Here is a 20844-nt window from a genome sequence, read left to right as displayed (position 1 = left end):
ATGCTGACAATAATTTTTTACCATTGTCATTTCGACCCTGATGAACTTCACGCTATTAATTACATCTCAGTATCACGACTACCAAGCAATGCGACTAATCTGGTTGCCACAATAATTTTAAGAGATCCTGAAAAATGAAAAAATCGAGTTTATTCCTCAGCGCATTAGCGTTAAGTATCGGTATGGCAATGGCCCCGGTTTCTTCTGCACTGGCTGCTGAAACAGCGTCTTCCAGCACCAGCACCACTCAGCTTCCCAGTCTGGCACCTATGCTTGAAAAAGTGATGCCCTCTGTGGTGAGCGTTAACGTTGAAGGCAGTGCGCCGGTAAAAACGCCGCGCATGGGTCAGCAGTTCCAGCAATTCTTTGGTCAGAATTCGCCGCTGTGCCAGGACGGTTCGCCGTTCCAGGGCTCTCCGGTTTGTCAGGGCGGCGGTCAGGGGCCGGATGGCCAGCCTGCGCCTGAACAGAAAGAAGATTTCCGTGCGCTGGGTTCCGGCGTCATCATTGATGCCGACAAAGGGTATGTGGTCACCAACAACCACGTGGTTGATAACGCCACCAAAATCAGCGTACAGCTCAATGATGGCCGCAAATTCGAGGCGAAAGTCATTGGCAAGGACCCGCGTTCTGACATCGCGGTTATTCAGTTACAGAATGCGAAAAACCTGACGGCCATTAAGATGGCGGACTCCGAACAACTGCGTGTGGGTGATTACACCGTGGCAATCGGTAACCCGTATGGTCTGGGCGAAACCGTGACTTCCGGTATCGTTTCTGCACTGGGTCGTTCCGGCCTGAATATTGAGAACTACGAAAACTTCATCCAGACGGATGCGGCGATCAACCGCGGTAACTCCGGCGGTGCGCTGGTGAACCTGAACGGTGAACTGATTGGCCTTAACACGGCGATCCTGGCACCGGACGGCGGCAACATCGGTATCGGTTTTGCGATCCCAAGTAACATGGTGAAAAACCTGTCCAAACAAATGATCGAATTCGGTCAGGTGAAACGCGGTGAACTGGGCATCATGGGGACTGAGCTGAATTCCGAACTGGCGAAAGCCATGAAGGTGGATGCACAGCGCGGCGCATTCATCAGCCAGGTCATGCCGAAATCTGCAGCGGAGAAAGCGGGCATTAAAGCCGGTGACGTGATACTGAGCATGAACGGCAAACCGATCAGCAGTTTTGCTTCGTTCCGCGCGGATATCGGCACTCTGCCAATCGGCACCAAAGTGACCCTCGGACTGCTGCGTGAGGGCAAACCGATGAACGTTGAAGTGACCATCGAGCAAAGCACTCAGACACCGAAAATTGAATCCGGCAACATTTATACCGGCATCGAAGGGGCTGAACTGAGTAACGGCGCAGCGGGCGATCAGAAAGGCGTGAAAGTCGATGAAGTGAAACCGGGCTCAACGGCGGCACGCATCGGCCTGAAAAAAGGCGACGTCATTCTGGGTGTGAATCAGCAGAAAGTGACCAATCTGGGTGAGCTGCGTAAAATTCTCGACACCAAGCCAAACGTTCTGGCGCTGGATATCCAGCGTGGCAACACCTCAATTTACCTGCTGGCACAGTAATTTCTGCCCGCAGTACTTCGCATAAAGCACGCTCCGGCGTGCTTTTTTTTGTCTATAGAAAACCCCCAGCTAGGCTGGGGGTTCCGTAAAGCTTCCAGCTTTGAGCCGGATATAAAAACCCCTTTTGATTTGTTAAAACACCTTGCGGTCTGGCAACTGCATTGGTCAAACAAGAAATCAAAAGGGGGTCCCAATGGGGGACGAAAAGAGCTTAGCGCACACCCGATGGAACTGTAAATATCACATAGTTTTCGCGCCTAAATACCGAAGGCAGGTCTTCTACGGCGAGAAACGCCGTGCAGTAGGGAGTATTTTAAGAAAACTGTGTGAATGGAAAAATGTGCACATTCTGGAAGCAGAATGCTGTGCAGATCACATCCATATGCTTGTGGAAATCCCGCCGAAGATGAGTGTATCGAGCTTCATGGGGTATCTGAAGGGCAAAAGTAGTCTGATGCTATATGAACAATTTGGTGATCTTAAATTCAAATACAGGAACAGGGAGTTTTGGTGCCGAGGGTATTATGTAGATACAGTGGGTAAAAATACATCGAAGATCCAGGAATACATAAAGCACCAACTGGAGCAGGATAAACTAGGGGAACAGTTATCAATCCCGTATCCAGGGAGCCCGTTTACGGGCGGTAAGTAACGAATTTGGATGCAAATGTCAGATTGCTATGCGCCTGTTAGGGCGCGGCTGGTAACAGAGCCTTACAGGCGCATATGAAAAACCTCCGGCTATGCCGGAGGATATTTATTGCCTGTTTTTCAATGACGCCCATAAATGATGGGAATTATGCAGGGCCAGGTTGGGCATTTGCTTAAAAATGTGATGTTACCCGCAACTTCAATAGGTGCTTTCGCTCTTTGGGCATTTGCATAATGTACGGGCATCGCCGCCTGAGTATGCTGCTTTAACAACGATAAAACAGGCAAGGCAGGGGCTCCATGTCGGCGTATCATCTCGATGCAAAGCTGGCGCAACAAATTGTTGCCCGCACAATGCAAATTATTGATAGTAATGTGAATGTCATGGATGGCCGCGGACGGATTATCGGCAGCGGCGACGATCAGCGTCTGGGTGAATTGCACGAAGGGGCATTGCTGGCGATTTCGCAGGAGCGCATTGTCGACATCGACGAAGGCGTTGCCCGGCATTTGCACGGTGTTCGTCCGGGCATCAACCTGCCGCTGCGTATCGACGGCCAGATCGTTGGCGTTATCGGTCTGACGGGCAATCCGTCGCAGTTGCGTCAGTATGGCGAACTGGTGTGCATGACCGCCGAAATGATGCTCGAACAGGCGCGTTTGCTGCATATGCTGGCGCAGGACAGCCGTCTGCGTGAAGAACTGGTGCTGAATTTAATCCGCGTAGACGAGCTTTCTCCGGCGCTGATGGAATGGGCGCAGCGTCTGGGCATCGACCTGAACCGGCCGCGCGTCGCTGCGGTGGTGGAGGTCGACAGCGGACAGCTCGGTGTGGATTCTGCCATGGCGGAACTGCAACAGTTGCAAACCCTGCTGACCACGCCGGAGCGCGACAACCTGATCGCTATCGTTTCCCTCACCGAGATGGTGGTGCTGAAACCGGCGCTGAACAGCTACGATCGCTGGGATCCGGACGGTCACCGCCAGCGCATTGATCATCTGCTGTCACGCATGACCGAAACCGGCCGCCTGCGCGTGCGCATTTCTCTTGGCAACTTCTTTACCGGCCCCGGCAGCATCGCCCGTTCTTATCGCACCGCACGCACCACCATGACTGTGGGCAAACAGCGGATGCCGGAACAGCGTTGTTACTTTTATCAGGATCTGATCTTACCCGTGTTGCTCGACAGCCTGCGCGGCGGCTGGCAGGCCGACGAACTGGTGCGTCCGCTGGCGCGTCTGAAAGCGACGGATGGCAACGGATTACTGCGCCGCACGCTGACGTCGTGGTTCCACCATAATGTTCAGCCTACCGCGACGTCTAAGGCCCTGTATATTCATCGTAACACGCTGGAATATCGCCTTAACCGTATCTCGGAATTAACCGGTCTGGATCTCGGGAATTTCGACGATCGTTTATTGCTGTACGTGGCGCTGCAATTAGATAACAACCATTTGTGACAGCCATCACAGCTGTTTCATTATTTTGTGAAACAACTCGCACGGCGCTGGGCATTTGCCTCAGGATAAATGCAAAGGGCAATTTATGCTTGGAAGATTGCCCAATGAGTAAAAGGAATGTTGTTCATATACTGGCTGCGTTCCTTCCTCTCTGAACCCTACAGTTCTGTGAATGGAATGACTTTTATCTCTGTTTAGAGGCGTTGTCATTAATTCCGGAGAACACCATGGAAACTACCGTTTCAGCAGCCAGTGCCGTCAAAAAAAGAACTAACGCGCGCTACTGGATAGTGGTGATGTTATTTATTGTCACCTCATTTAATTACGGCGATCGCGCCACATTATCCATTGCCGGTTCGGCGATGGCCAAAGATATCGGGCTGGATTCCGTCGGGATGGGATATATCTTCTCGGCATTTTCCTGGGCGTATGTCATCGGACAGATACCCGGCGGCTGGCTGCTCGATAAATTCGGTTCGAAAAAAGTTTATTTCTACAGCATTTTCATCTGGTCTTTATTCACCCTGTTGCAGGGCTTTGTTGATGTCTTCAGCGGCTTCGGCATTGTCGTTTCATTGTTTGCCTTACGTTTTCTGGTCGGTCTGGCCGAAGCGCCCTCCTTCCCCGGCAACAGCCGTATCGTCGCGGCCTGGTTCCCGGCTCAGGAACGTGGCACCGCAGTCTCTATTTTTAACTCCGCGCAGTACTTTGCCACGGTTATTTTCGCGCCGATTATGGGCTGGCTGACCCATGAAGTGGGCTGGTCACATGTCTTCTTCTTCATGGGCGGTCTTGGGATCGTGCTGAGCTTCATCTGGCTGAAAGTCATCCACGATCCGAAAGATCATCCGGGTGTAAACCAGGCGGAACTTGATTACATGGAAGCCGGTGGTGCGCTGATCAATATGGATCAGAAGATCACCAAAAAAGCCGCGGTCAAAGGTGAAAAAACCTTCCAGCTTAAGCAGTTACTGAAATCCCGCATGATGATTGGCATTTACATCGGCCAGTATTGCATTAACGCGCTGACTTACTTCTTCATCACCTGGTTCCCGGTGTATCTGGTTCAGGCGCGCGGCATGTCGATACTTAAAGCGGGCATGGTGGCCTCGGTACCGGCGATTTGCGGCTTCCTCGGCGGCGTACTGGGCGGGATCATTTCCGACTGGCTGATGCGCAGAACCAGCAACCTGACACTGTCGCGTAAGGCCCCGATTGTGATCGGCATGCTGCTGTCGATGTCGATGATTTTCTGCAACTACGTCGATACCGAATGGATGGTGGTCGGTATTATGGCATTCGCCTTCTTCGGTAAAGGTCTGGGTGCGCTGGGCTGGGCGGTGATGGCCGATACCGCACCGAAAGAAATCAGCGGACTGAGCGGCGGATTGTTCAACATGTTCGGTAACGTCTCCGGCATCATCACACCGATCGCTATCGGCTACATTATCGGAACGACCGGTTCCTTCAACGGCGCACTGATTTATGTCGGCATCCACGCGCTGCTCGCCGTGGTCAGCTATCTGTTTATTGTCGGAAAAATCGAACGTATCCAGCTTCGCCCGTATGCCGGTGCAGGCAGCAGAAAAGGAGAATTATGATGAGTACGCCATCCTCGCCGGTCATCACGGATATGCAGGTCATTCCTGTGGCAGGGCATGACAGCATGCTGATGAATATCGGGGGCGCGCACGGTGCTTACTTCACCCGCAATATCGTGATCCTCAAAGACAGCGCCGGGAATACCGGTGTGGGCGAAGCGCCGGGCGGCGAGGTGATTTACAACACGCTGGTGGAGGCCATTGCTCAGGTGAAGGGCCAGGAAGTGGCGCGCATGAACCGGCTGGTGCATCAGATCCACACCGGCAATCAGTCATCGGATTTTGATTCATTCGGCAAAGGTGCCTGGACGTTCGAACTGCGCGTTAACGCCGTCGCCGCACTCGAAGCCGCGCTGCTGGATCTAATGGGTAAATTCCTCGGCGTGCCGGTGTGTGAACTGCTCGGGCCGGGTAAACAGCGTGATGAAGTCACAGTGCTCGGTTATCTGTTCTATATCGGTGACCGGCAGAAAACCGATTTGCCGTATCAGGAAGGGGAGCGCGGTGACCACGACTGGTATCACCTGCGACATCAGGAAGCGATGAACGGTGAAGCGGTGGTGCGGCTGGCCGAAGCGGCACAGGATCGTTATGGCTTCAAAGATTTCAAACTTAAAGGCGGCGTACTGCCTGGCGAGCAGGAGATCGAGGCGGTCAAGGCGCTGGCAAAACGTTTTCCCGATGCGCGAATTACTGTCGATCCGAACGGCGCGTGGCTGCTGGATGAAGCCGTCGGTTTGTGCAAAGGCCTGCACGGCATCCTCAGTTATGCCGAAGATCCGTGCGGTGCGGAGCAGGGTTTTTCAGGCCGTGAAGTGATGGCGGAATTCCGCCGCGCCACCGGTTTGCCGGTGGCCACCAACATGATCGCCACCAACTGGCGCGAGATGCAGCACGCAGTCATGTTGCAGTCAGTGGATATTCCGCTGGCGGATCCGCACTTCTGGACGATGCATGGTGCGGTGCGTGTCGCACAACTTTGTGATGAATGGGGCCTGACGTGGGGCTGCCATTCGAACAACCATTTTGACATTTCACTGGCGATGTTTACCCATGTCGGCGCGGCTGTGCCGGGTAAACCGACGGCGATTGACACGCACTGGATCTGGCAGGAAGGCAACCAGCGCCTGACCAAAGAGCCGCTGCAAATTGTGAACGGGAAAATCAAAGTGCCTGAAAAACCGGGGCTGGGTGTGGAGATCGACATGGACCAAATCCATCGCGCTCATGAGCTGCACCGGAAACTGCCGACCGGCGCGCGCAACGATGCCGCCGCGATGCAGTATCTGATCCCCGGCTGGACATTCGATCGCAAGCGCCCGGCTCTGGGGCGCGGTTAACGGAATCTGACTTTACTAAGGAGTAAGCATGACCTCTTCATCTACACCTAAAATTGTCTCCATGCAGGTGATCCCGGTCGCCGGGCACGACAGCATGTTGCTTAATCTCAGCGGCGCACATGCCCCTTTCTTTACCCGCAACATTCTGATCCTCAAGGACAGCAGCGGGAATACCGGCGTCGGTGAAGTGCCGGGCGGCGAGAAAATTCGTCAGACGCTGGATGATTCCGCATTGCTGGTGATTGGCAAAACGCTGGGTGAATACAAAAATGTGATGACCGCCGTGCGGGAGAAATTCGCCGATCGTGATGCGTCAGGCCGCGGTTTGCAGACCTTTGATTTACGCACCACCATCCACGTCGTGACGGCGATCGAAGCCGCCATGCTGGACTTGCTTGGCAAGCATCTGGGTGTCACTGTGGCCTCGTTGCTGGGTGACGGGCAGCAGCGTGATGAAGTCGACATGCTCGGTTATCTGTTCTACGTCGGTGACCGCAATAAAACCTCGCTGGGCTATCAGAGCCAGCCGGGCGACAGTTGCGACTGGTATCGTCTGCGCCATGAGGAGGCGCTGACACCGGCGGCGGTCGTGCGTCTGGCTGAAGCGGCGTATGAAAAATATGGCTTCAATGATTTCAAACTGAAAGGTGGCGTGCTGGCAGGCAGCGAAGAGGCCGAAGCCGTGACGGCGCTGGCGCAGCGCTTCCCGCAGGCGCGGATCACGCTCGATCCTAACGGCGCCTGGTCGCTGAATGAAGCCATCGCGCTTGGCAAGCAACTGCGCGGTGTGCTGGCGTATGCCGAAGATCCGTGCGGCGCTGAGCAGGGCTTCTCCGGGCGTGAAGTGATGGCCGAATTCCGTCAGGCAACCGGGCTGCCGACGGCCACCAATATGATCGCCACCGACTGGCGTCAGATGGGCCATACTATCCAGCTGAAATCCGTGGATATTCCGCTGGCGGATCCGCACTTCTGGACCATGCAGGGCTCAGTTCGCGTCGCGCAGATGTGCCACGAATGGGGGCTGACCTGGGGTTCGCACTCTAACAATCACTTTGATATCTCGCTGGCGATGTTCACACAGGTGGCCGCCGCCGCGCCGGGTAAAATCACCGCCATCGACACCCACTGGATCTGGCAGGAAGGCAATCAGCGCCTGACCAAAGAACCGTTGCAGATCAAAGGCGGTAAAGTGCGCGTGCCGGAACAACCGGGTCTGGGCGTTGAGCTGGATATGGATCAGGTGATGAAGGCGCACGAGCTGTACAAAGGCATGGGGCTGGGCGCGCGGGACGATGCACAGGGCATGCAGTTCCTGGTGCCGGACTGGAAGTTTGATCCAAAAAGGCCGTGTCTGGTGCGGTAAACGGGAAAGGCAAGCGTCAAAGCCCCGGCAGTTGCACCGGGGCTTTTTTATTGCGGTTATCCTTTCTTACCGGCCATTTCAAAACGCGGTGACACCAGTCCGTACAACGTCCAGCCCAGGAAGGTGGCGATTGCACCCCACATCATGGCTTCCTGGCCGGAACTGTAAAGGGCATAGAAGCTGTATAACGCACCGATACCGGCAATGACATTGGCGATTTTGGCTTTTCCTTCCGGTACTTTCGCCACTTTCTGGATGATCACCAGTGCTGCCATCGACAAGATATACGGGATGATATTGGTCACCACCGCCAGATTCACCAGCGTATCGAACTGTTTGCTGAGTGACGGGCTGATGGTCATCAGCGACAGCACACTCTGGAAAATCACGATAGTCAGCATCCCTTTCACCGGGGCATCTGCCTTATTGAGCTTAGAAAATATTTTCGGGAAGAAGCCGCTGTCGGCGGAGGATTTGAAGACCTGGGCAATGGTGAACTGCCAGCCAAGCAGTGAACCGACGCAGGACATGATCATCAGCGCCATGATGATTTTCCCGACCGTCGGATTGAACATATGTGAGAACGCCAGCCCGAATGGCGCAGTGGAATTCGCCAGATCCATATTCGGTACAATACCGGCAATCACGTTGGTGGACACCACGTAAATCACCGCCGCGCCCAGTGTGCCGCCCATGACGGCAATCGGCACGTTTCGCTCCGGGTTTTCCACTACATCCGTATTGGCACAGGCCGATTCCAGCCCAAGAAATGCCCACAATGTCATTGAGATAGAGGCACCGACGGCTTTAAATGTTGGCTCTGCATGCGGGTTCCACGCCGCCAGATAGGCTTCGCCGCTAAACCAGTACCAGCCGATAATGGAGATGCCGACCACCGGGATGATGACCCCCCAGACGGTAATGGAACTGATTTGTCCGGTGATCCGCGCGCCACCAAAATTCGCGACAGTCGCGATCCACAGTACCGCAATAGTCGCAATACAAATCCCCAGTGGCGGCAGTGCCACCCCGAACAACTCGGTGCCGTAACCCACGGCGGAAATCGCAATGGCAATATTGGCAATCAGCAGTGACACGCCGTAGGTGTAATTCGCCATGAAATTACCGGATTTACCAAAGGCGTATTCTGCATAACCTCCCATGCCGCCGGATTTACGGCTGAACATTCCGCACTTGGCGAAGGCATAGGCCAGTGCCATCGAACCGAGGGCTGTGACCAGCCAGGAAACGATAGAAATCGTTCCGACTTCGGCCAGTTTGGTGGGCAGCATAATAATACCGGAACCCATCATATTGACTGCCGTGAGAATTGTTAACTGCACAACCCCCATTTTATTATTCGACTTACTCATGATTATTTCCTTTTATTATCGTGCAGCCAGTAATGAGGGTGTTTCCTGTTTAATGACGTAGCCATAAACGCGGTTCCAGCCATCTTCATCCTGCCGGATATAAACGCCCTGCAATTCGGTGGCGAAACCGGGTAATAAATTGATGCTTTCTTCCAGTGCAAGGAAATAACGTTGTGCCGCGCCTCCCCATATTTCTCCCGGCACAACACACAACACGCCAGGAGGATAAGGCAGGGCACCTTCCGCTGCGATCCGACCTTCCGCTTTCACCAGCGGGATTAATTCCACATTGCCGCGGACGAACTGAATATTGGCATCCTGAGGATTCATCACCACGCGTGGGAAATACGCTTTACGGAACATCTCTTTCTGCAATGTTTTCACATCGTAGCTGACGTATAAATCATGCATTTCCTGACACAGCTGACGCAGCGTGTAATTCTGATAACGTGGTTGATGATTTCGGTAAACGGTGGGCAGCACATCGCACAACAGGGAATTCTGTTCGATATGTTGTTCGAAGCGGGCAATCAGTGCCACCAGATGCTGCATTTTTGCCATATCTTCGGCGGGGGTGAGCAGGAACAGAATAGAGTTCAGATCGCATTTTTCCGGCACGATGCCATTTTCACGCAAATAGTGCGCCAGTATGGTCGCCGGAATACCGAATTCGCTGTATGCGCCGGTTTCGGTATCAATGCCCTGTGTGGTCAGTAATAGCTTGCACGGATCGACAAAATATTGTGCCTCACCATAGCCTTCAAACCCGTGCCACTTCTGGTCTGGCGCGAAGTTGAAAAAGCGCAAATCACTGGCAATACTGCTGGTGTCGTGGGACTGCCACGGTTTGCCGTCCACCACCGGCGGAACGAAAGGTGTGATCAGATGGCAGGACGCCATCAGCATTTTACGGGCCTCAATCCCCACCCGGACGCACTCTTTCCACATGCGCTGACCGCTTTTGCCTTCATGCATTTTGGCGTTGACGTCCAGGGCGGCGAACAGCGGATAGAACGGACTGGTGGAGGCGTGCAGCATAAAGGCGTTGTTAAAACGCTTGTGGTTACAATAGCGATCCTGCCCCTTGATATGTTTATCTTTTTTATGGATTTGTGAGGTTTGTGAGAACCCGGCCTGCTGTTTGTGCACGGACTGAGTGACGATAATCCCCGGATCGTTTTCATTCAGTTCCAGTAGCAGCGGCGAGCAGTCTTTCATCATCGGAATAAACTGCTCGTAGCCGACCCATGCCGAATCAAACAGAATGTAATCACACAGATGGCCGATCTTATCGACCACCTGGCGGGCGTTATAAATTGTGCCGTCATAAGTGCCTAACTGAATGATGGCCAGACGGAAAGGGCGCGGCTGGCTGGCGCGTTCCGGCGCGACTTCACGGATCTGCTGACGTAATGCGCGTTCGTCGAAACAATGCGCATCAATGCCGCCAATCAGGCCGAAAGCGTTTCGGGCAGTTTCCAGATACACCGGCGTAGCGCCCGCCTGGATCAGCGCACCGTGATGGTTAGATTTATGATTGTTGCGGTCAAACAGCACCAGATCGCCACGGGTCAGCAGCGCGTTAGTGGCCACTTTGTTAGAGGCTGAAGTGCCGTTCAGGACAAAGTAAGTTTTATCCGCATTAAAGATTCTGGCAGCGTGTTGCTGTGCCTCGCAGGGCGCGCCCTCATGGATCAGCAAATCGCCCAGTTTCACATCAGCATTACACATATCTGATCGAAACAGGTTTTCACCAAAGAAATCAAAGAACTGGCGGCCAGCCGGGTGTCTGCGGAAGAATTCACCGCCCTGATGACCCGGACAGGCAAAGGTGGCATTGCCCATTTCTACGTATTTCGTCAGGGTATCGAAGAACGGGGGCAGCAACTCGCTTTCATATTTTACGGCGGCGGCTTCAAGCTGTTTGCCGTAAAAATGTGTGTTGCTGCTGCCCAGTTCGAACACGCCTTGCAGCGCCGGTAAAACATCGGTATTCAGCTCTTCCCCGTAAGATACCGCTACGAACAGCGGAATGTTCAGGCCGATTTCTGTCAGATGCGCAATCATGCCGCGCTGCACGTCTTCCACAGAAAGTACGGCGGCAGCGACGTCGGTAAAATCGGTCTGATGGAGAGCAATAATTTCCCTCGACGTTTCAAAGCAGTCCAGGGTGGAAGGGTGAGCGGCTATTCTTAATGTTTTCATTTTTTCTCATTTTTTTGACGATATTGTCCCGCAGAAAATGTCTCCACTTTCTGAAAGTTATATTTCATCAAAATAAAAGTGTGCGAATCCGCTGTAATATTTCAGGAATATTACAGGGTATCAGGTTCATTTTGTGAAATTGTGTCGGGTTATTATCCGTTATGTTGTCAGGCCAGATTCAGTCTTTGCAAAAGAAAGACAAAAGTATGCCATCGCCATGTTGGCGATATAAAATTCAGGGCATGGGGCGTGATGCAATACGGAATAAAAACGTAAAGAGGGAAGGTTATCGGAAGTTAAAGAAGGCGAAGTTAAAACAACTGCGGTGAGCCATCATCATAAGATGCGTGGTTCGTCGTATATGTGCCATTTTTCGATTATTATTTTCCATTTGCCATCGACCTTATTAAGTTGAATAAGCGCGGCAAGTTTAGCGCCCGCAAAGGTTTATATTGTGATGAAAATCACAAAAAAGGGGTTATCACAAATTATTATTCATATTTTATGCAGTAAATTCGCAATAAAGTGAATAATAAAAGCATAAAGCAACAACGAAAATGTAAACAAGATATCCCTCAGATAATTGTGAACGATGATATTCTGAGCAGAATAAGCGGCGTATTGTGATAGCGGTACAACGATAAACAAAATTAAGTAACCTGAATGTTATTAGCCAATGAATGATCATTATATGTTAATGAATTTACATGCATAAAAATGTGCATAAATATCGGCAATAAAAATGGGAGGGGAAATGCCTGAAATTGTGAAGGTAAGCAGGGAAAAAAATACCCTGACCGGGAAAGTCAGGGCGTTATGCTGTGTGAATCGACAGAATCAGCGGCGTGCGTGTGCCGCTGCGGCGTCGATTTGTGCATCCGAAGGGCGAACGCCGGTATACAGCACAAACTGCTCGACGGCCTGTAATGTGGCGACTTCCGCGCCGGTAATCACTTTCTTGCCGTGTTCGCGACCGTAGCGGATCAGCGGTGTTTCTACCGGCAGCGCGACGACGTCAAACACGATGCTGGCGCGGTCGATGACCGCCGGTTCGAAGGCCAGAGCCTCTGCTTCCGGTCCGCCGGCCATGCCGACTGGCGTGACGTTCACTACCATATCGACGGCTACATCGCCGACCTCAGCTTTCCATTCATAACCGTACTCTTCCGCCAGCGCACGGCCATTGGCTTCGTTACGGGCAATGATATAGCCGGTTTTGAAACCGGCGTCACGAATGGCCGCAACCACGGCTTTGCCCATGCCGCCGCTGCCGCGCAGGGCGAAAACGGCATCACGCGGCACCTGATGGCTGTCGAGCAGTTTGGCGACTGCGATGTAATCCGTATTGTAGGCGCGCAGGAAGCCGTCATCGTTGACGATGGTATTCACCGACTGAATGGCGGTGGCGGAAGGATCCAGCTCATCGAGAAAAGGAATGCAGGCTTCCTTGAACGGCATCGAGACCGCGCAGCCACGAATGCCCAGTGCGCGCACGCCTTTCACAGCGGCTTCGATGTCCTGGGTGGAAAACGCTTTGTAGACGAAGTTCAGGTCCAGGGCCTGATAAAGGCTGTTATGAAAACGGGTACCGAAATTGCCCGGACGACCGGAAAGGGACATACACAACTGCGTGTCTTTGTTAATTTCCCGACTCATTTCATTCTCCTTTTAAGATGTTCTTTATGACCTTACGGCCTCTTAATGAACCTTAGCTGAAACGATCCATCCCGACAATCTGCCTCAGTCTCAAATCGGCTGTTATACTTAACAGATGCGTGAACACGGAGGCTGATATGAATTTGGATCTGTTTGATCACCCCGATTTTCACCCCAACTGGCGCGAAGAACTGTGCCCGGGCGCGGTGGTATTGCGCGGTGCGGCGCTGGCCGATGATGCGGCGTTGCTCGCGGAGATTGACCGGATCGCCGGGCTGGTGCCTTTTCAATATCGCGCCACGCCGGGCGGTTATGCGATGTCGGTGGCGATGACCAATTGCGGTGATGTTGGCTGGGTGACGGACCGGTCGGGTTATCGCTACCAGTCCACCTCGCCGGAAAGTCATCAGCAATGGCCGCCGATGCCGGCGTTATTTCGCCGGCTTGCCGTCAGCGCGGCGGAGGAGGCGGGTTTTGCAGGCTTCGCGCCGGATGCCTGTCTGATCAACCGCTATCAGCCGGGGGCGAAAATGAGCCTGCATCAGGACAAAGACGAGCACGACTTCGGCCAGCCGATCGTCTCTGTCTCGCTGGGTTTACCGGCTGTTTTCCAGTTTGGCGGCATGGAACGCAGTGATAAAACGCAGCGTGTGCCGCTGATGCATGGCGATATTGTGGTGTGGGGTGGCCCGTCGCGACTGCGTTATCACGGCGTATTGCCGCTTAAAGCAGGCGAGCATCCGCTGACCGGATCTTACCGGTTTAATCTTACGTTCCGTAAAGCGACGTAATTGCGTGGGGATCAGGCCGTAAAGCACAGGACTTTGTCCGCATTCTGCTTTACACTGCCGCCCTGCAAAAAAATGACATGTTGAATAAATAATTACTTAGGCGGTAAGCGATGAACGGCGTAATCACAACCTGGTTTGAAGATAAAGGTTTCGGTTTTATCAAAGATGAAAACGGCGATAACCGTTATTTCCACGTGATTAAAGTTGCAAACCCTGAGCTGATTAAAAAAGATGCGGTAGTCACCTTTGAGCCGACCACCAACAACAAAGGCCTTTCCGCCTTTGCGGTGAAAGTGGAGCCGGAAAGCAAATACATCTTTATCGCCGGTGAGCGTATCAAAATCACCAGCATCAAATCCTTCCTGGCGTTTAACGAAGAAGTGCCTGCTGAAACCAAAATCGACAAAGAAAACGCCGTGCTTTCCGTCGGGTTGCTGATGAACCGTATCCGCCCGCAGGAAGAAGAGAAAAAAGCGGAGATGCGCACCATGAAAAAGCTGCTGATCACCACTTTCCAGAACAGCACCTATGTGTTCACCGAAGATGAAATTGACGTGGATGCTACCGTCAAGACGCTGAAAGCGCTGTAATATCCTTCTCAACCGCGCAGCGCCAGCATCACCACCAGCGCTGAGAACAGCGTAATCGCCATCAGACACAGCAGTAAGGGATGCAGTGATGCGGCATAAAGCTGCTGAAGCTGCGCCGTACTGGCCTGCGTAATAAGCTGCTGCGTTACGGAAAGATTACCGGTCGCCAGCCGTTGCGCCGCCTGGCTGATTGCCCCTGAACTGACCGTATCGCCGGTAAAATGCGCCGCCAGTGCGTTATGGGTTAACGTCGACAAAATAGCGCCGACAATGGCCAGTGAGATGCCTTCTCCGGCCACGCGCGTGGTGCTGAAAATACCGGTTGCCATACCCGCACGTTCTTTCGGCACCACGCTCACCGACAATCCATCCATCAGCCCCCACGGCAAACCGGTACCGATGCCGATGATCGCCATCGGCGCAATCATACCGGCGACATCCTGCGCCAGCACCGCCTGACTGAGCCAGCCCAAACCGGCAGCGGCAATCACTAATCCAGAGGTGCACAATACGCCCGCTGAAATCCAGCGCGTCAGCCATGCCGCCAGCAGCGGTACAATCAGCATCGGCACAGAAAGCGCCATCATCATCAGCCCGGCGCGTTCCTCACTCAGCCCTGAAACGCCGATAAACAGCATCGGTAACACCACCAGCAGCACCACGAAACAGAAACCGGTCGCCAGCGGAAGTGCCTGCACACCGATAAAACGGATATAACGGAACAGGGATAAATCCAGCATCGGGTTTTTCACCCGCAATTCGACGACCACAAATACGGCCAGTAACAGCGCCGCGCCACCCAGCTGAGCAAGCACCAACGTGCTGGACAGTCCCGATTGTGGAATTTCCATCAGCGCCCAGGTCAGCAACCCCAGCATGGCGGTGAAGGAAAAGGTGCCTGGCCAGTCGATGCCGGCCGCCTGCGGATTGCACGTTTCACGCATTTTTCCGGCACCCGTGATCAGGGAAAGAACCGCAATCACTGTCGCGGAGAAAAATACCGAACGCCAGCCGAAGTTTGCAATAAGCACGCCCGCGAGAAAGGGGCCGAAGGCCAGTCCGACGCCAAAACTGCTGCCCATCAGGCTGAATGCGCGGGTACGCGCTGCGCCATCGAATTCCTGAGCCAGAGCAGCCGCACCGCCGGCCAGTGCCCCGGCAGCGGCGACGCCCTGCGCTGCGCGCAGTAAATCAATCCACAGCAAACTGCTGCTGAAAGCCTGGAGTAACGACAACAGCGCAAACAGCGAAACGCCGCTGACGAACACTTTTTTGCGCCCCAGTTCATCGGCCAGCGCCCCTGCGGCCATCAGAAAACAGCCGAATGTGAGCATGAACGAATTGGTGATCCAGCTCAGTGCCTGCGCGCTGCCACCGAGTTCACGGGCAATGGCGGGGGTTGCCACCGCCCCGCTGACAAAATTGAGCGGCAAAATCACACCTGCCAGACACACGGTAAACAGTACGCGCAGGTTGCCCGTTGATGGTGTTGTTGAAGTTGAAGTTGAAGTTGAAGTTGATGAGTGCATTGGTTTCCCCAACGAGTTATGGTTAGCGATGATGATAAAATGTCGGCAATATGGCGGAAACAGGCTATAAGTCCGAGGATTACGGACTAAATCGCTCGAATAAACAGGGGTGAAAATGGAAAATCTCAACGGCCTGCTGGCCTTTGTCCGCGCGGCGCAAAGTCAGAGTTTTGCGGCGGCGGCGGAGCGCATGGGCATTTCGGCTTCGGCGGTCGGGAAAAGCGTGGCACGCCTTGAGGAAAAACTCAGTGTACGGCTGTTCAACCGCAGTACACGGCGCATCAGCCTGACCGATGAAGGCCAGCTATTTTTCGAACGCTGCCAGAATATCGTGATGCAACTGGAAGACGCCGAGCAGGAACTGGTACGGATTTCTGCCGCGCCGCGCGGCAAATTACGCATCACCGCACCGGCCATCGGTTACCGCATGCTGCTGCCGCATCTGCCGGAATTTCGCCGGCGTTATCCCGACGTCGAGCTGGATTTGGATTTTAGCGACCGTATGGTGAACGTCATCGATGAAGGATTTGATATCGCCATCCGCAGCGGGGAACTGAACAGTTCACAGATGATGTCGCGACGCCTCGGGCCGTTTCGGTTTGCGATTGTCGGCGCACCACATTATTTTACCGGACATCCTGCGCCGCTTACGCCTGACGACCTTTATCAGCACGCTTGTCTGCGCTACCGCTTTCCGGGCAACGGACAATGGCAGGAATGGGAGATGACCAGCGTGACACCGCCGGAACTGCCGCTGGCACTGAGCAGTAACAATCTGGAGTCGATTTTACAGGCGACGGTACAGGGACTGGGGCTGGCGTATGTGCCGGAGTTTATCGTGCGGCCATATCTGGCGTCCGGTGAACTGATTTCGGTACTGTCCGCGTATCTGAAAGAAGGTGGGAAATTTTCGGTAGTCTGGCCGAGCAGCCGCCATATGCTGCCGAAAGTGCGGGTATTTATCGATTTCCTGACCGAAAAAAAGGTGTTGGGTGATGCCACATCCCTATAAAAGACGGGGCACAAGGCCCCGTGAGTTTTTTATGCGTGTTCTGACGTGTTTGAACGTGTCAGAAATAAATCAGATTTGCTTCCACTGTGACCATTCGCCGGTAAATTCTGCTTTGCCCGGCTCATTGCCCTGCGTCCAGTAGTTGGCCATATAATCCTTACCGTTCAGGCTGACTTTATCGCCGGTGTTGTACACCTTGCTGGCATCCCAGGCGGCATAGTTGCCCGCTGAAGGCGTTGGTGTCGGTTCAGGCGTAGGTTCTGGAGTTGGCTCAGGCGTCGGCTCAGGTGTCGGTTCCGGAGTTGGCTCTGGCTCAACGGCTGCGTTACCCAGTACTGTTACCACGATGCTTTTCGATACCGATTTTTCACCCTGTTCATCGGTGACGACCAGCGTGAAGTTGAAGTCAGACTGGCTGACCAGTTCCGGCGCCGTGAAGTCTGCGGTGACTGCATTGTACGAGGACAGTGCAATAGCCGCGGGTGCGCTCCATTTGTAGGTGAGTTTATCGTTCTCTTTATCGGCAGAGCCTGCCGCGCTCAGTCGCACTTTGGCACCGCTGAATACCTGCAACTCAATGTCGCCAGTTGGCGCAGTATTGGTTTCTGCTGGCACTTCATCATCCGGTACCTGACCGTCGATATTCACCCCTTCAAAGTAGAACGGTGACATATCAATGACCTGATTCTGTACGGTGCAACCCAGCCCTTCACGTGCCGCATTGACCAGCAGACCGTTGTCCTGATCGATAGTCCAGGTGAACAGTGCACCCAGCCCTCTTTCAATGACATAACGCCCTTTGGCACGCACGGAGCGCGGGGTGTCGATTGACATAAAGATACCGGTAGTTTTGTTATACAGATAATCTGCATCGGCAACCTGATCGGTATACACCTCGAAGCCGTTACGGCCTCTTTGGTTTTCCAGATCCAGATAGTTATTCACCAGGTCATACCATTCGCTGGTGCCGCTTTCGAAGGTACCGAGGGTGGTTTTACCTTCAACAGGAGCATAGGTACCTTCTAAAGGAGAATAGCTTTCCAGCACCGCATTTTGCGCGTTACGTGAATAAGCGGCATACCCGACGTTCATGCGGTCAGCCGGGAACCCTTTCGCCAGCAGATAATCAATGATGGTGTCAATGCCCCAGCCGCCTTCAACCAGTGCATGCAAGTTGGTGTGATGCGACAATTTTTCTGCCCACGGCGTACCGAAGAAGTCATAGGTCATCAGGTTAACGCCATACAGACCGGCTTTAAGCAGGGCCGGAACGTTGGATTTTTCCAGAATGGCGACCACAGCGGAACTGGCAATACTGATTTTTACATCAGAACGTTTGATGGCAGCCATCTCTTTAGTGATTTCAGCAATCAGCAGCGCATAATTCGCACCATCATTATCATCATACGGGTTGTTGTTACCCGCATTGCCCGGGTATTCCCAGTCGATATCCACTTCGCTGAACATCGGGAAACGGGTGAACAGACTGGCAACACTTTTCGCAAAGATGGAACGACCTTCTGCGGTTTTTGCCATATTGTGGAAGCCGTTACTTAACGTCCAGCCACCAATACTCATCGAAAGCACCAGATCATGACCCACTGCTTTCGCGCGTTTTTGCAGGTCACGTAAGCCACCGACCAGACCTTTTACATTGGCTTGCGTCGCGCTGGCCGGAGAAAGTTCCACCCAGCCCGGATTGTTAAGGTTGTTATTGACGGAGGATCCAAAGTCACCCCACGGATCCAGGAACGTCGCCTGATGGGTGGTTTTACCCAGTTGTTGTGCGGCATTGGCCACGGTATTGGCTTTTTCACCCTGGTCGCCAACAATCCCAACGAAACCAAAGATGATTTTGTCGTAAGCCGTAGGTGGAATGTTTGCGAGGTCAAAACCGCGGCCGCGGGCTTCTTTGCCTGCCTGTGCATTTTGCAAACGACCATCATATTGTGACCAGTCGGTATAATAGCCAAATACTTTTGGCTTATTCGCCGTATTGTATTTGTTATAAACCGGTTTCGTCACACGTGCCGACGTATAGCTGTAATTTTCAGTTTCTGTGGCTGGATTAAAGCCGTCCAGAGTATAAGAGGACTGGGTTAACTCATCGGTCTTAATGATTTTGCTGGTAGGCATAGTATTTTCCTAAATTTTGAATGAGTAGATAAACAGCCGGTTGCTGCTGGTGGATATATTTGACCCGAAATTAAAAGCCGACAAATCATATTGCGAGATAAATAAAATTGACTACTATAAAATTTATAGTTGTTTTTCGGATGGCGAAATTTGGCGGGTTTTATTGTCATCAATAATCACGTTGATGATAAAAAGACATATCACAAATTAATCATAAAAAGCATTGATTTTCAGATTGTTGCGTGCTTCCTGTGTGTTGAGTGACAATTAAGTTGTTTTTGAGTTTTACTTAATAACCCCCCATTTTTTTGGGTTCAGTCTCATCTTAACTAAAATACTTAATATTAATCCTATTGCCTGTGGTGAAAATAATAAAAACAGATACGCTTAATCATCAGCAAAGATTAAGAGGGTAAGTCAGATGGCTGAAATAATGGAGGAGCGAAGATGATGGCTGTATATCTTATAAATAACGAATATGTGTTTAATGAAAAAACCAAGGAGTTTAAAAAACTTCATAGTGATGTGAACATTAAACTGACCTCAATGAGAGCACGTTGTCTGAGCTATATTATTGAACATGCAAAGGATGAAGTGATTGAGAAAGAGGCTATCTCTGTCGCGTTATGGGGAAGCCGCAGTAAATTCACCAGCGATGCCAGTTTGACCCAGACCCTTTATTTAATCCGCCGTGATCTTAAATTTGCCGGGCTGGATGAATTCTTTATTACTGTGCCGAAATCAGGCATCCGTGTCAGTACCTCAGCCACTGTCGAAGTTATCGAAGAGAAACCATCAGCAGTCAAAAATCTCAGGCCATGGCTGCTGGTGTTTGGTTCTGTAGTGTCAGTGCTATTGCTCGGTACCGCGTTGTTCCTGACGCTTCAACTTTAACTGTTGTCCGGAGGAATACCTATGTTTACCAACCCCGTGATTAATTCTGTACTGGAAAACGAAGGTGGATATGTTGACCATCCGCATGATACCGGCGGTCCGACCCATTGGGGTATCACCGAAAAAACGGCCCGCAGTTATGGCTATACCGGGAAAATGACCGATTTCACGAAAGAAGATGCTTATCTGATCCTTGAAAAGAATTACTGGTATCAGCCGGGATTCGACAAAGTGTATGCCATTGCACCCGCGCTGGCGCTGGAGCTGTGCGATACCGGCACCAACATGGGACCGGTTGTGGGAATCCGATGGTTGCAACGCTGGCTGAATGTATTTAATCACGATGAAGCACACTATGCCGATATCGCGGTGGACGGAAAAATCGGCCCCGGTACGCTAAAGGCGTTAACACAATTCATTGAGAAACGTGGCGACGAGGGAACCTGTGTGCTCGTCACTTCCCTCAATTGCAGCCAGGGGCAACGCTATCTGGAACTGGCTGAAGGGCGTAGTGCAAATGAGTCGTTTGTTTACGGCTGGATGAAGGGACGGATAAGTCTTTAAGTATTATCTGAATATGTGATTAACGTGTATGACACTTAAAATGCTTCTCAAAATTAAAGATGGATTTTTATGAAAACTGCATGCATAAA

General features: G+C 52.5%; 17 protein-coding genes. 11 read left to right on the top strand and 6 right to left on the bottom strand.

Annotation, left to right across the window (positions count from 1 at the left end; all coding sequences use genetic code 11):
- Positions 1-134 precede the first annotated feature (134 nt).
- From degP to gudD, 6 genes are all read left to right on the top strand, one after another.
- Positions 135-1586: a serine endoprotease DegP gene (gene degP, locus RAHAQ2_RS17945; RefSeq protein WP_015698587.1), complete on the top strand. Its 1452-nt coding sequence runs from the start codon at positions 135-137 to the stop codon at positions 1584-1586.
- Between the two features lie 193 nt (positions 1587-1779).
- Positions 1780-2238 carry an IS200/IS605-like element IS1541D family transposase gene (gene tnpA, locus RAHAQ2_RS17940; RefSeq protein ID WP_014333746.1) on the top strand — a complete coding sequence of 153 codons (459 nt, stop codon included), beginning with the start codon at positions 1780-1782 and terminating at the stop codon, positions 2236-2238.
- A gap of 299 nt (positions 2239-2537) precedes the next feature.
- Positions 2538-3698 (top strand): CdaR family transcriptional regulator, encoded by a 1161-nt coding sequence (locus tag RAHAQ2_RS17935; protein WP_015698586.1) that lies wholly within the window; start codon positions 2538-2540, stop codon positions 3696-3698.
- Positions 3699-3925: 227 nt separating this feature from the next.
- Positions 3926-5299, top strand: a complete 1374-nt coding sequence (locus tag RAHAQ2_RS17930) for an MFS transporter (protein WP_015698585.1) — start codon at positions 3926-3928, stop codon at positions 5297-5299.
- On the top strand, positions 5296-6639 hold the full coding sequence (locus RAHAQ2_RS17925; RefSeq protein WP_193785487.1) for an enolase C-terminal domain-like protein: 1344 nt from the start codon (positions 5296-5298) through the stop codon (positions 6637-6639). The genes RAHAQ2_RS17930 and RAHAQ2_RS17925 overlap by 4 nt, the downstream gene beginning before the upstream one ends.
- A gap of 28 nt (positions 6640-6667) precedes the next feature.
- Complete coding sequence (gudD, locus tag RAHAQ2_RS17920) at positions 6668-8005, top strand: glucarate dehydratase (RefSeq protein ID WP_015698583.1); 1338 nt, start codon at positions 6668-6670, stop codon at positions 8003-8005.
- A gap of 56 nt (positions 8006-8061) precedes the next feature.
- Here the strand turns inward: gudD and potE are convergent, their stop codons facing one another.
- From potE to RAHAQ2_RS17905, 4 genes are all read right to left on the bottom strand, one after another.
- Positions 8062-9378 (bottom strand): putrescine-ornithine antiporter, encoded by a 1317-nt coding sequence (gene potE / locus RAHAQ2_RS17915; RefSeq protein ID WP_015698582.1) that lies wholly within the window; start codon positions 9376-9378, stop codon positions 8062-8064.
- 15 nt (positions 9379-9393) lie between these two features.
- Positions 9394-11583 carry an ornithine decarboxylase SpeF gene (gene speF / locus RAHAQ2_RS17910; RefSeq protein WP_015698581.1) on the bottom strand — a complete coding sequence of 730 codons (2190 nt, stop codon included), beginning with the start codon at positions 11581-11583 and terminating at the stop codon, positions 9394-9396.
- A gap of 286 nt (positions 11584-11869) precedes the next feature.
- A complete protein-coding gene (gene speFL / locus RAHAQ2_RS25585; protein ID WP_420802817.1) occupies positions 11870-11953 on the bottom strand; it encodes a leader peptide SpeFL in 84 nt (27 codons plus the stop codon).
- Between the two features lie 467 nt (positions 11954-12420).
- A complete protein-coding gene (locus RAHAQ2_RS17905; RefSeq protein WP_015698580.1) occupies positions 12421-13239 on the bottom strand; it encodes a shikimate 5-dehydrogenase in 819 nt (272 codons plus the stop codon).
- Positions 13240-13376: 137 nt separating this feature from the next.
- Here RAHAQ2_RS17905 and alkB point away from each other — a divergent pair, with 137 nt between their 5' ends.
- Both alkB and RAHAQ2_RS17895 read left to right on the top strand, forming a co-directional pair.
- Entirely contained in the window at positions 13377-14030 is a 654-nt protein-coding gene (gene alkB, locus RAHAQ2_RS17900; protein ID WP_015698579.1) for a DNA oxidative demethylase AlkB, read from the top strand.
- 110 nt (positions 14031-14140) lie between these two features.
- The gene (locus tag RAHAQ2_RS17895) at positions 14141-14620 is read left to right on the top strand and encodes a cold shock domain-containing protein (RefSeq protein ID WP_015698578.1); all 480 of its coding nucleotides are present in this window, start codon (positions 14141-14143) and stop codon (positions 14618-14620) included.
- 8 nt (positions 14621-14628) lie between these two features.
- Here RAHAQ2_RS17895 and RAHAQ2_RS17890 read toward each other — a convergent pair whose 3' ends face one another.
- Positions 14629-16149: an MFS transporter gene (locus RAHAQ2_RS17890; protein ID WP_015698577.1), complete on the bottom strand. Its 1521-nt coding sequence runs from the start codon at positions 16147-16149 to the stop codon at positions 14629-14631.
- Positions 16150-16264: 115 nt separating this feature from the next.
- On the opposite strand from RAHAQ2_RS17890, the gene RAHAQ2_RS17885 reads away from it, so the two are divergent.
- Positions 16265-17161 (top strand): LysR substrate-binding domain-containing protein, encoded by an 897-nt coding sequence (locus RAHAQ2_RS17885; protein ID WP_015698576.1) that lies wholly within the window; start codon positions 16265-16267, stop codon positions 17159-17161.
- A gap of 69 nt (positions 17162-17230) precedes the next feature.
- Here RAHAQ2_RS17885 and RAHAQ2_RS17880 read toward each other — a convergent pair whose 3' ends face one another.
- Complete coding sequence (locus RAHAQ2_RS17880) at positions 17231-19297, bottom strand: glycoside hydrolase family 18 protein (protein ID WP_015698575.1); 2067 nt, start codon at positions 19295-19297, stop codon at positions 17231-17233.
- 447 nt (positions 19298-19744) lie between these two features.
- Here RAHAQ2_RS17880 and RAHAQ2_RS17875 point away from each other — a divergent pair, with 447 nt between their 5' ends.
- Positions 19745-20191 carry a winged helix-turn-helix domain-containing protein gene (locus RAHAQ2_RS17875; RefSeq protein WP_015698574.1) on the top strand — a complete coding sequence of 149 codons (447 nt, stop codon included), beginning with the start codon at positions 19745-19747 and terminating at the stop codon, positions 20189-20191.
- A 21-nt stretch (positions 20192-20212) separates the two neighbouring features.
- A complete protein-coding gene (locus tag RAHAQ2_RS17870) occupies positions 20213-20755 on the top strand; it encodes a glycoside hydrolase family 108 protein (RefSeq protein ID WP_015698573.1) in 543 nt (180 codons plus the stop codon).
- The last annotated feature ends 89 nt before the right edge of the window (positions 20756-20844 follow it).

The sequence above is a fragment of the Rahnella aquatilis CIP 78.65 = ATCC 33071 genome (assembly GCF_000241955.1).
Lineage (GTDB): Bacteria > Pseudomonadota > Gammaproteobacteria > Enterobacterales > Enterobacteriaceae > Rahnella > Rahnella aquatilis.
Note: the sequence above shows the minus strand (reverse complement) of the source record. Positions and strands in the feature narration are given on the sequence as shown.

Coding starts and splice junctions, on each gene's coding strand:
- degP (WP_015698587.1), top strand. CDS start 135: ATGAAAAAATCGAGTTTATTCCTCAGCGCATTAGCGTTAAGTATCGGT.
- tnpA (WP_014333746.1), top strand. CDS start 1,780: ATGGGGGACGAAAAGAGCTTAGCGCACACCCGATGGAACTGTAAATAT.
- RAHAQ2_RS17935 (WP_015698586.1), top strand. CDS start 2,538: ATGTCGGCGTATCATCTCGATGCAAAGCTGGCGCAACAAATTGTTGCC.
- RAHAQ2_RS17930 (WP_015698585.1), top strand. CDS start 3,926: ATGGAAACTACCGTTTCAGCAGCCAGTGCCGTCAAAAAAAGAACTAAC.
- RAHAQ2_RS17925 (WP_193785487.1), top strand. CDS start 5,296: ATGATGAGTACGCCATCCTCGCCGGTCATCACGGATATGCAGGTCATT.
- gudD (WP_015698583.1), top strand. CDS start 6,668: ATGACCTCTTCATCTACACCTAAAATTGTCTCCATGCAGGTGATCCCG.
- potE (WP_015698582.1), bottom strand. CDS start 9,378: ATGAGTAAGTCGAATAATAAAATGGGGGTTGTGCAGTTAACAATTCTC.
- speF (WP_015698581.1), bottom strand. CDS start 11,583: ATGAAAACATTAAGAATAGCCGCTCACCCTTCCACCCTGGACTGCTTT.
- speFL (WP_420802817.1), bottom strand. CDS start 11,953: ATGGCACATATACGACGAACCACGCATCTTATGATGATGGCTCACCGC.
- RAHAQ2_RS17905 (WP_015698580.1), bottom strand. CDS start 13,239: ATGAGTCGGGAAATTAACAAAGACACGCAGTTGTGTATGTCCCTTTCC.
- alkB (WP_015698579.1), top strand. CDS start 13,377: ATGAATTTGGATCTGTTTGATCACCCCGATTTTCACCCCAACTGGCGC.
- RAHAQ2_RS17895 (WP_015698578.1), top strand. CDS start 14,141: ATGAACGGCGTAATCACAACCTGGTTTGAAGATAAAGGTTTCGGTTTT.
- RAHAQ2_RS17890 (WP_015698577.1), bottom strand. CDS start 16,149: ATGCACTCATCAACTTCAACTTCAACTTCAACTTCAACAACACCATCA.
- RAHAQ2_RS17885 (WP_015698576.1), top strand. CDS start 16,265: ATGGAAAATCTCAACGGCCTGCTGGCCTTTGTCCGCGCGGCGCAAAGT.
- RAHAQ2_RS17880 (WP_015698575.1), bottom strand. CDS start 19,297: ATGCCTACCAGCAAAATCATTAAGACCGATGAGTTAACCCAGTCCTCT.
- RAHAQ2_RS17875 (WP_015698574.1), top strand. CDS start 19,745: ATGATGGCTGTATATCTTATAAATAACGAATATGTGTTTAATGAAAAA.
- RAHAQ2_RS17870 (WP_015698573.1), top strand. CDS start 20,213: ATGTTTACCAACCCCGTGATTAATTCTGTACTGGAAAACGAAGGTGGA.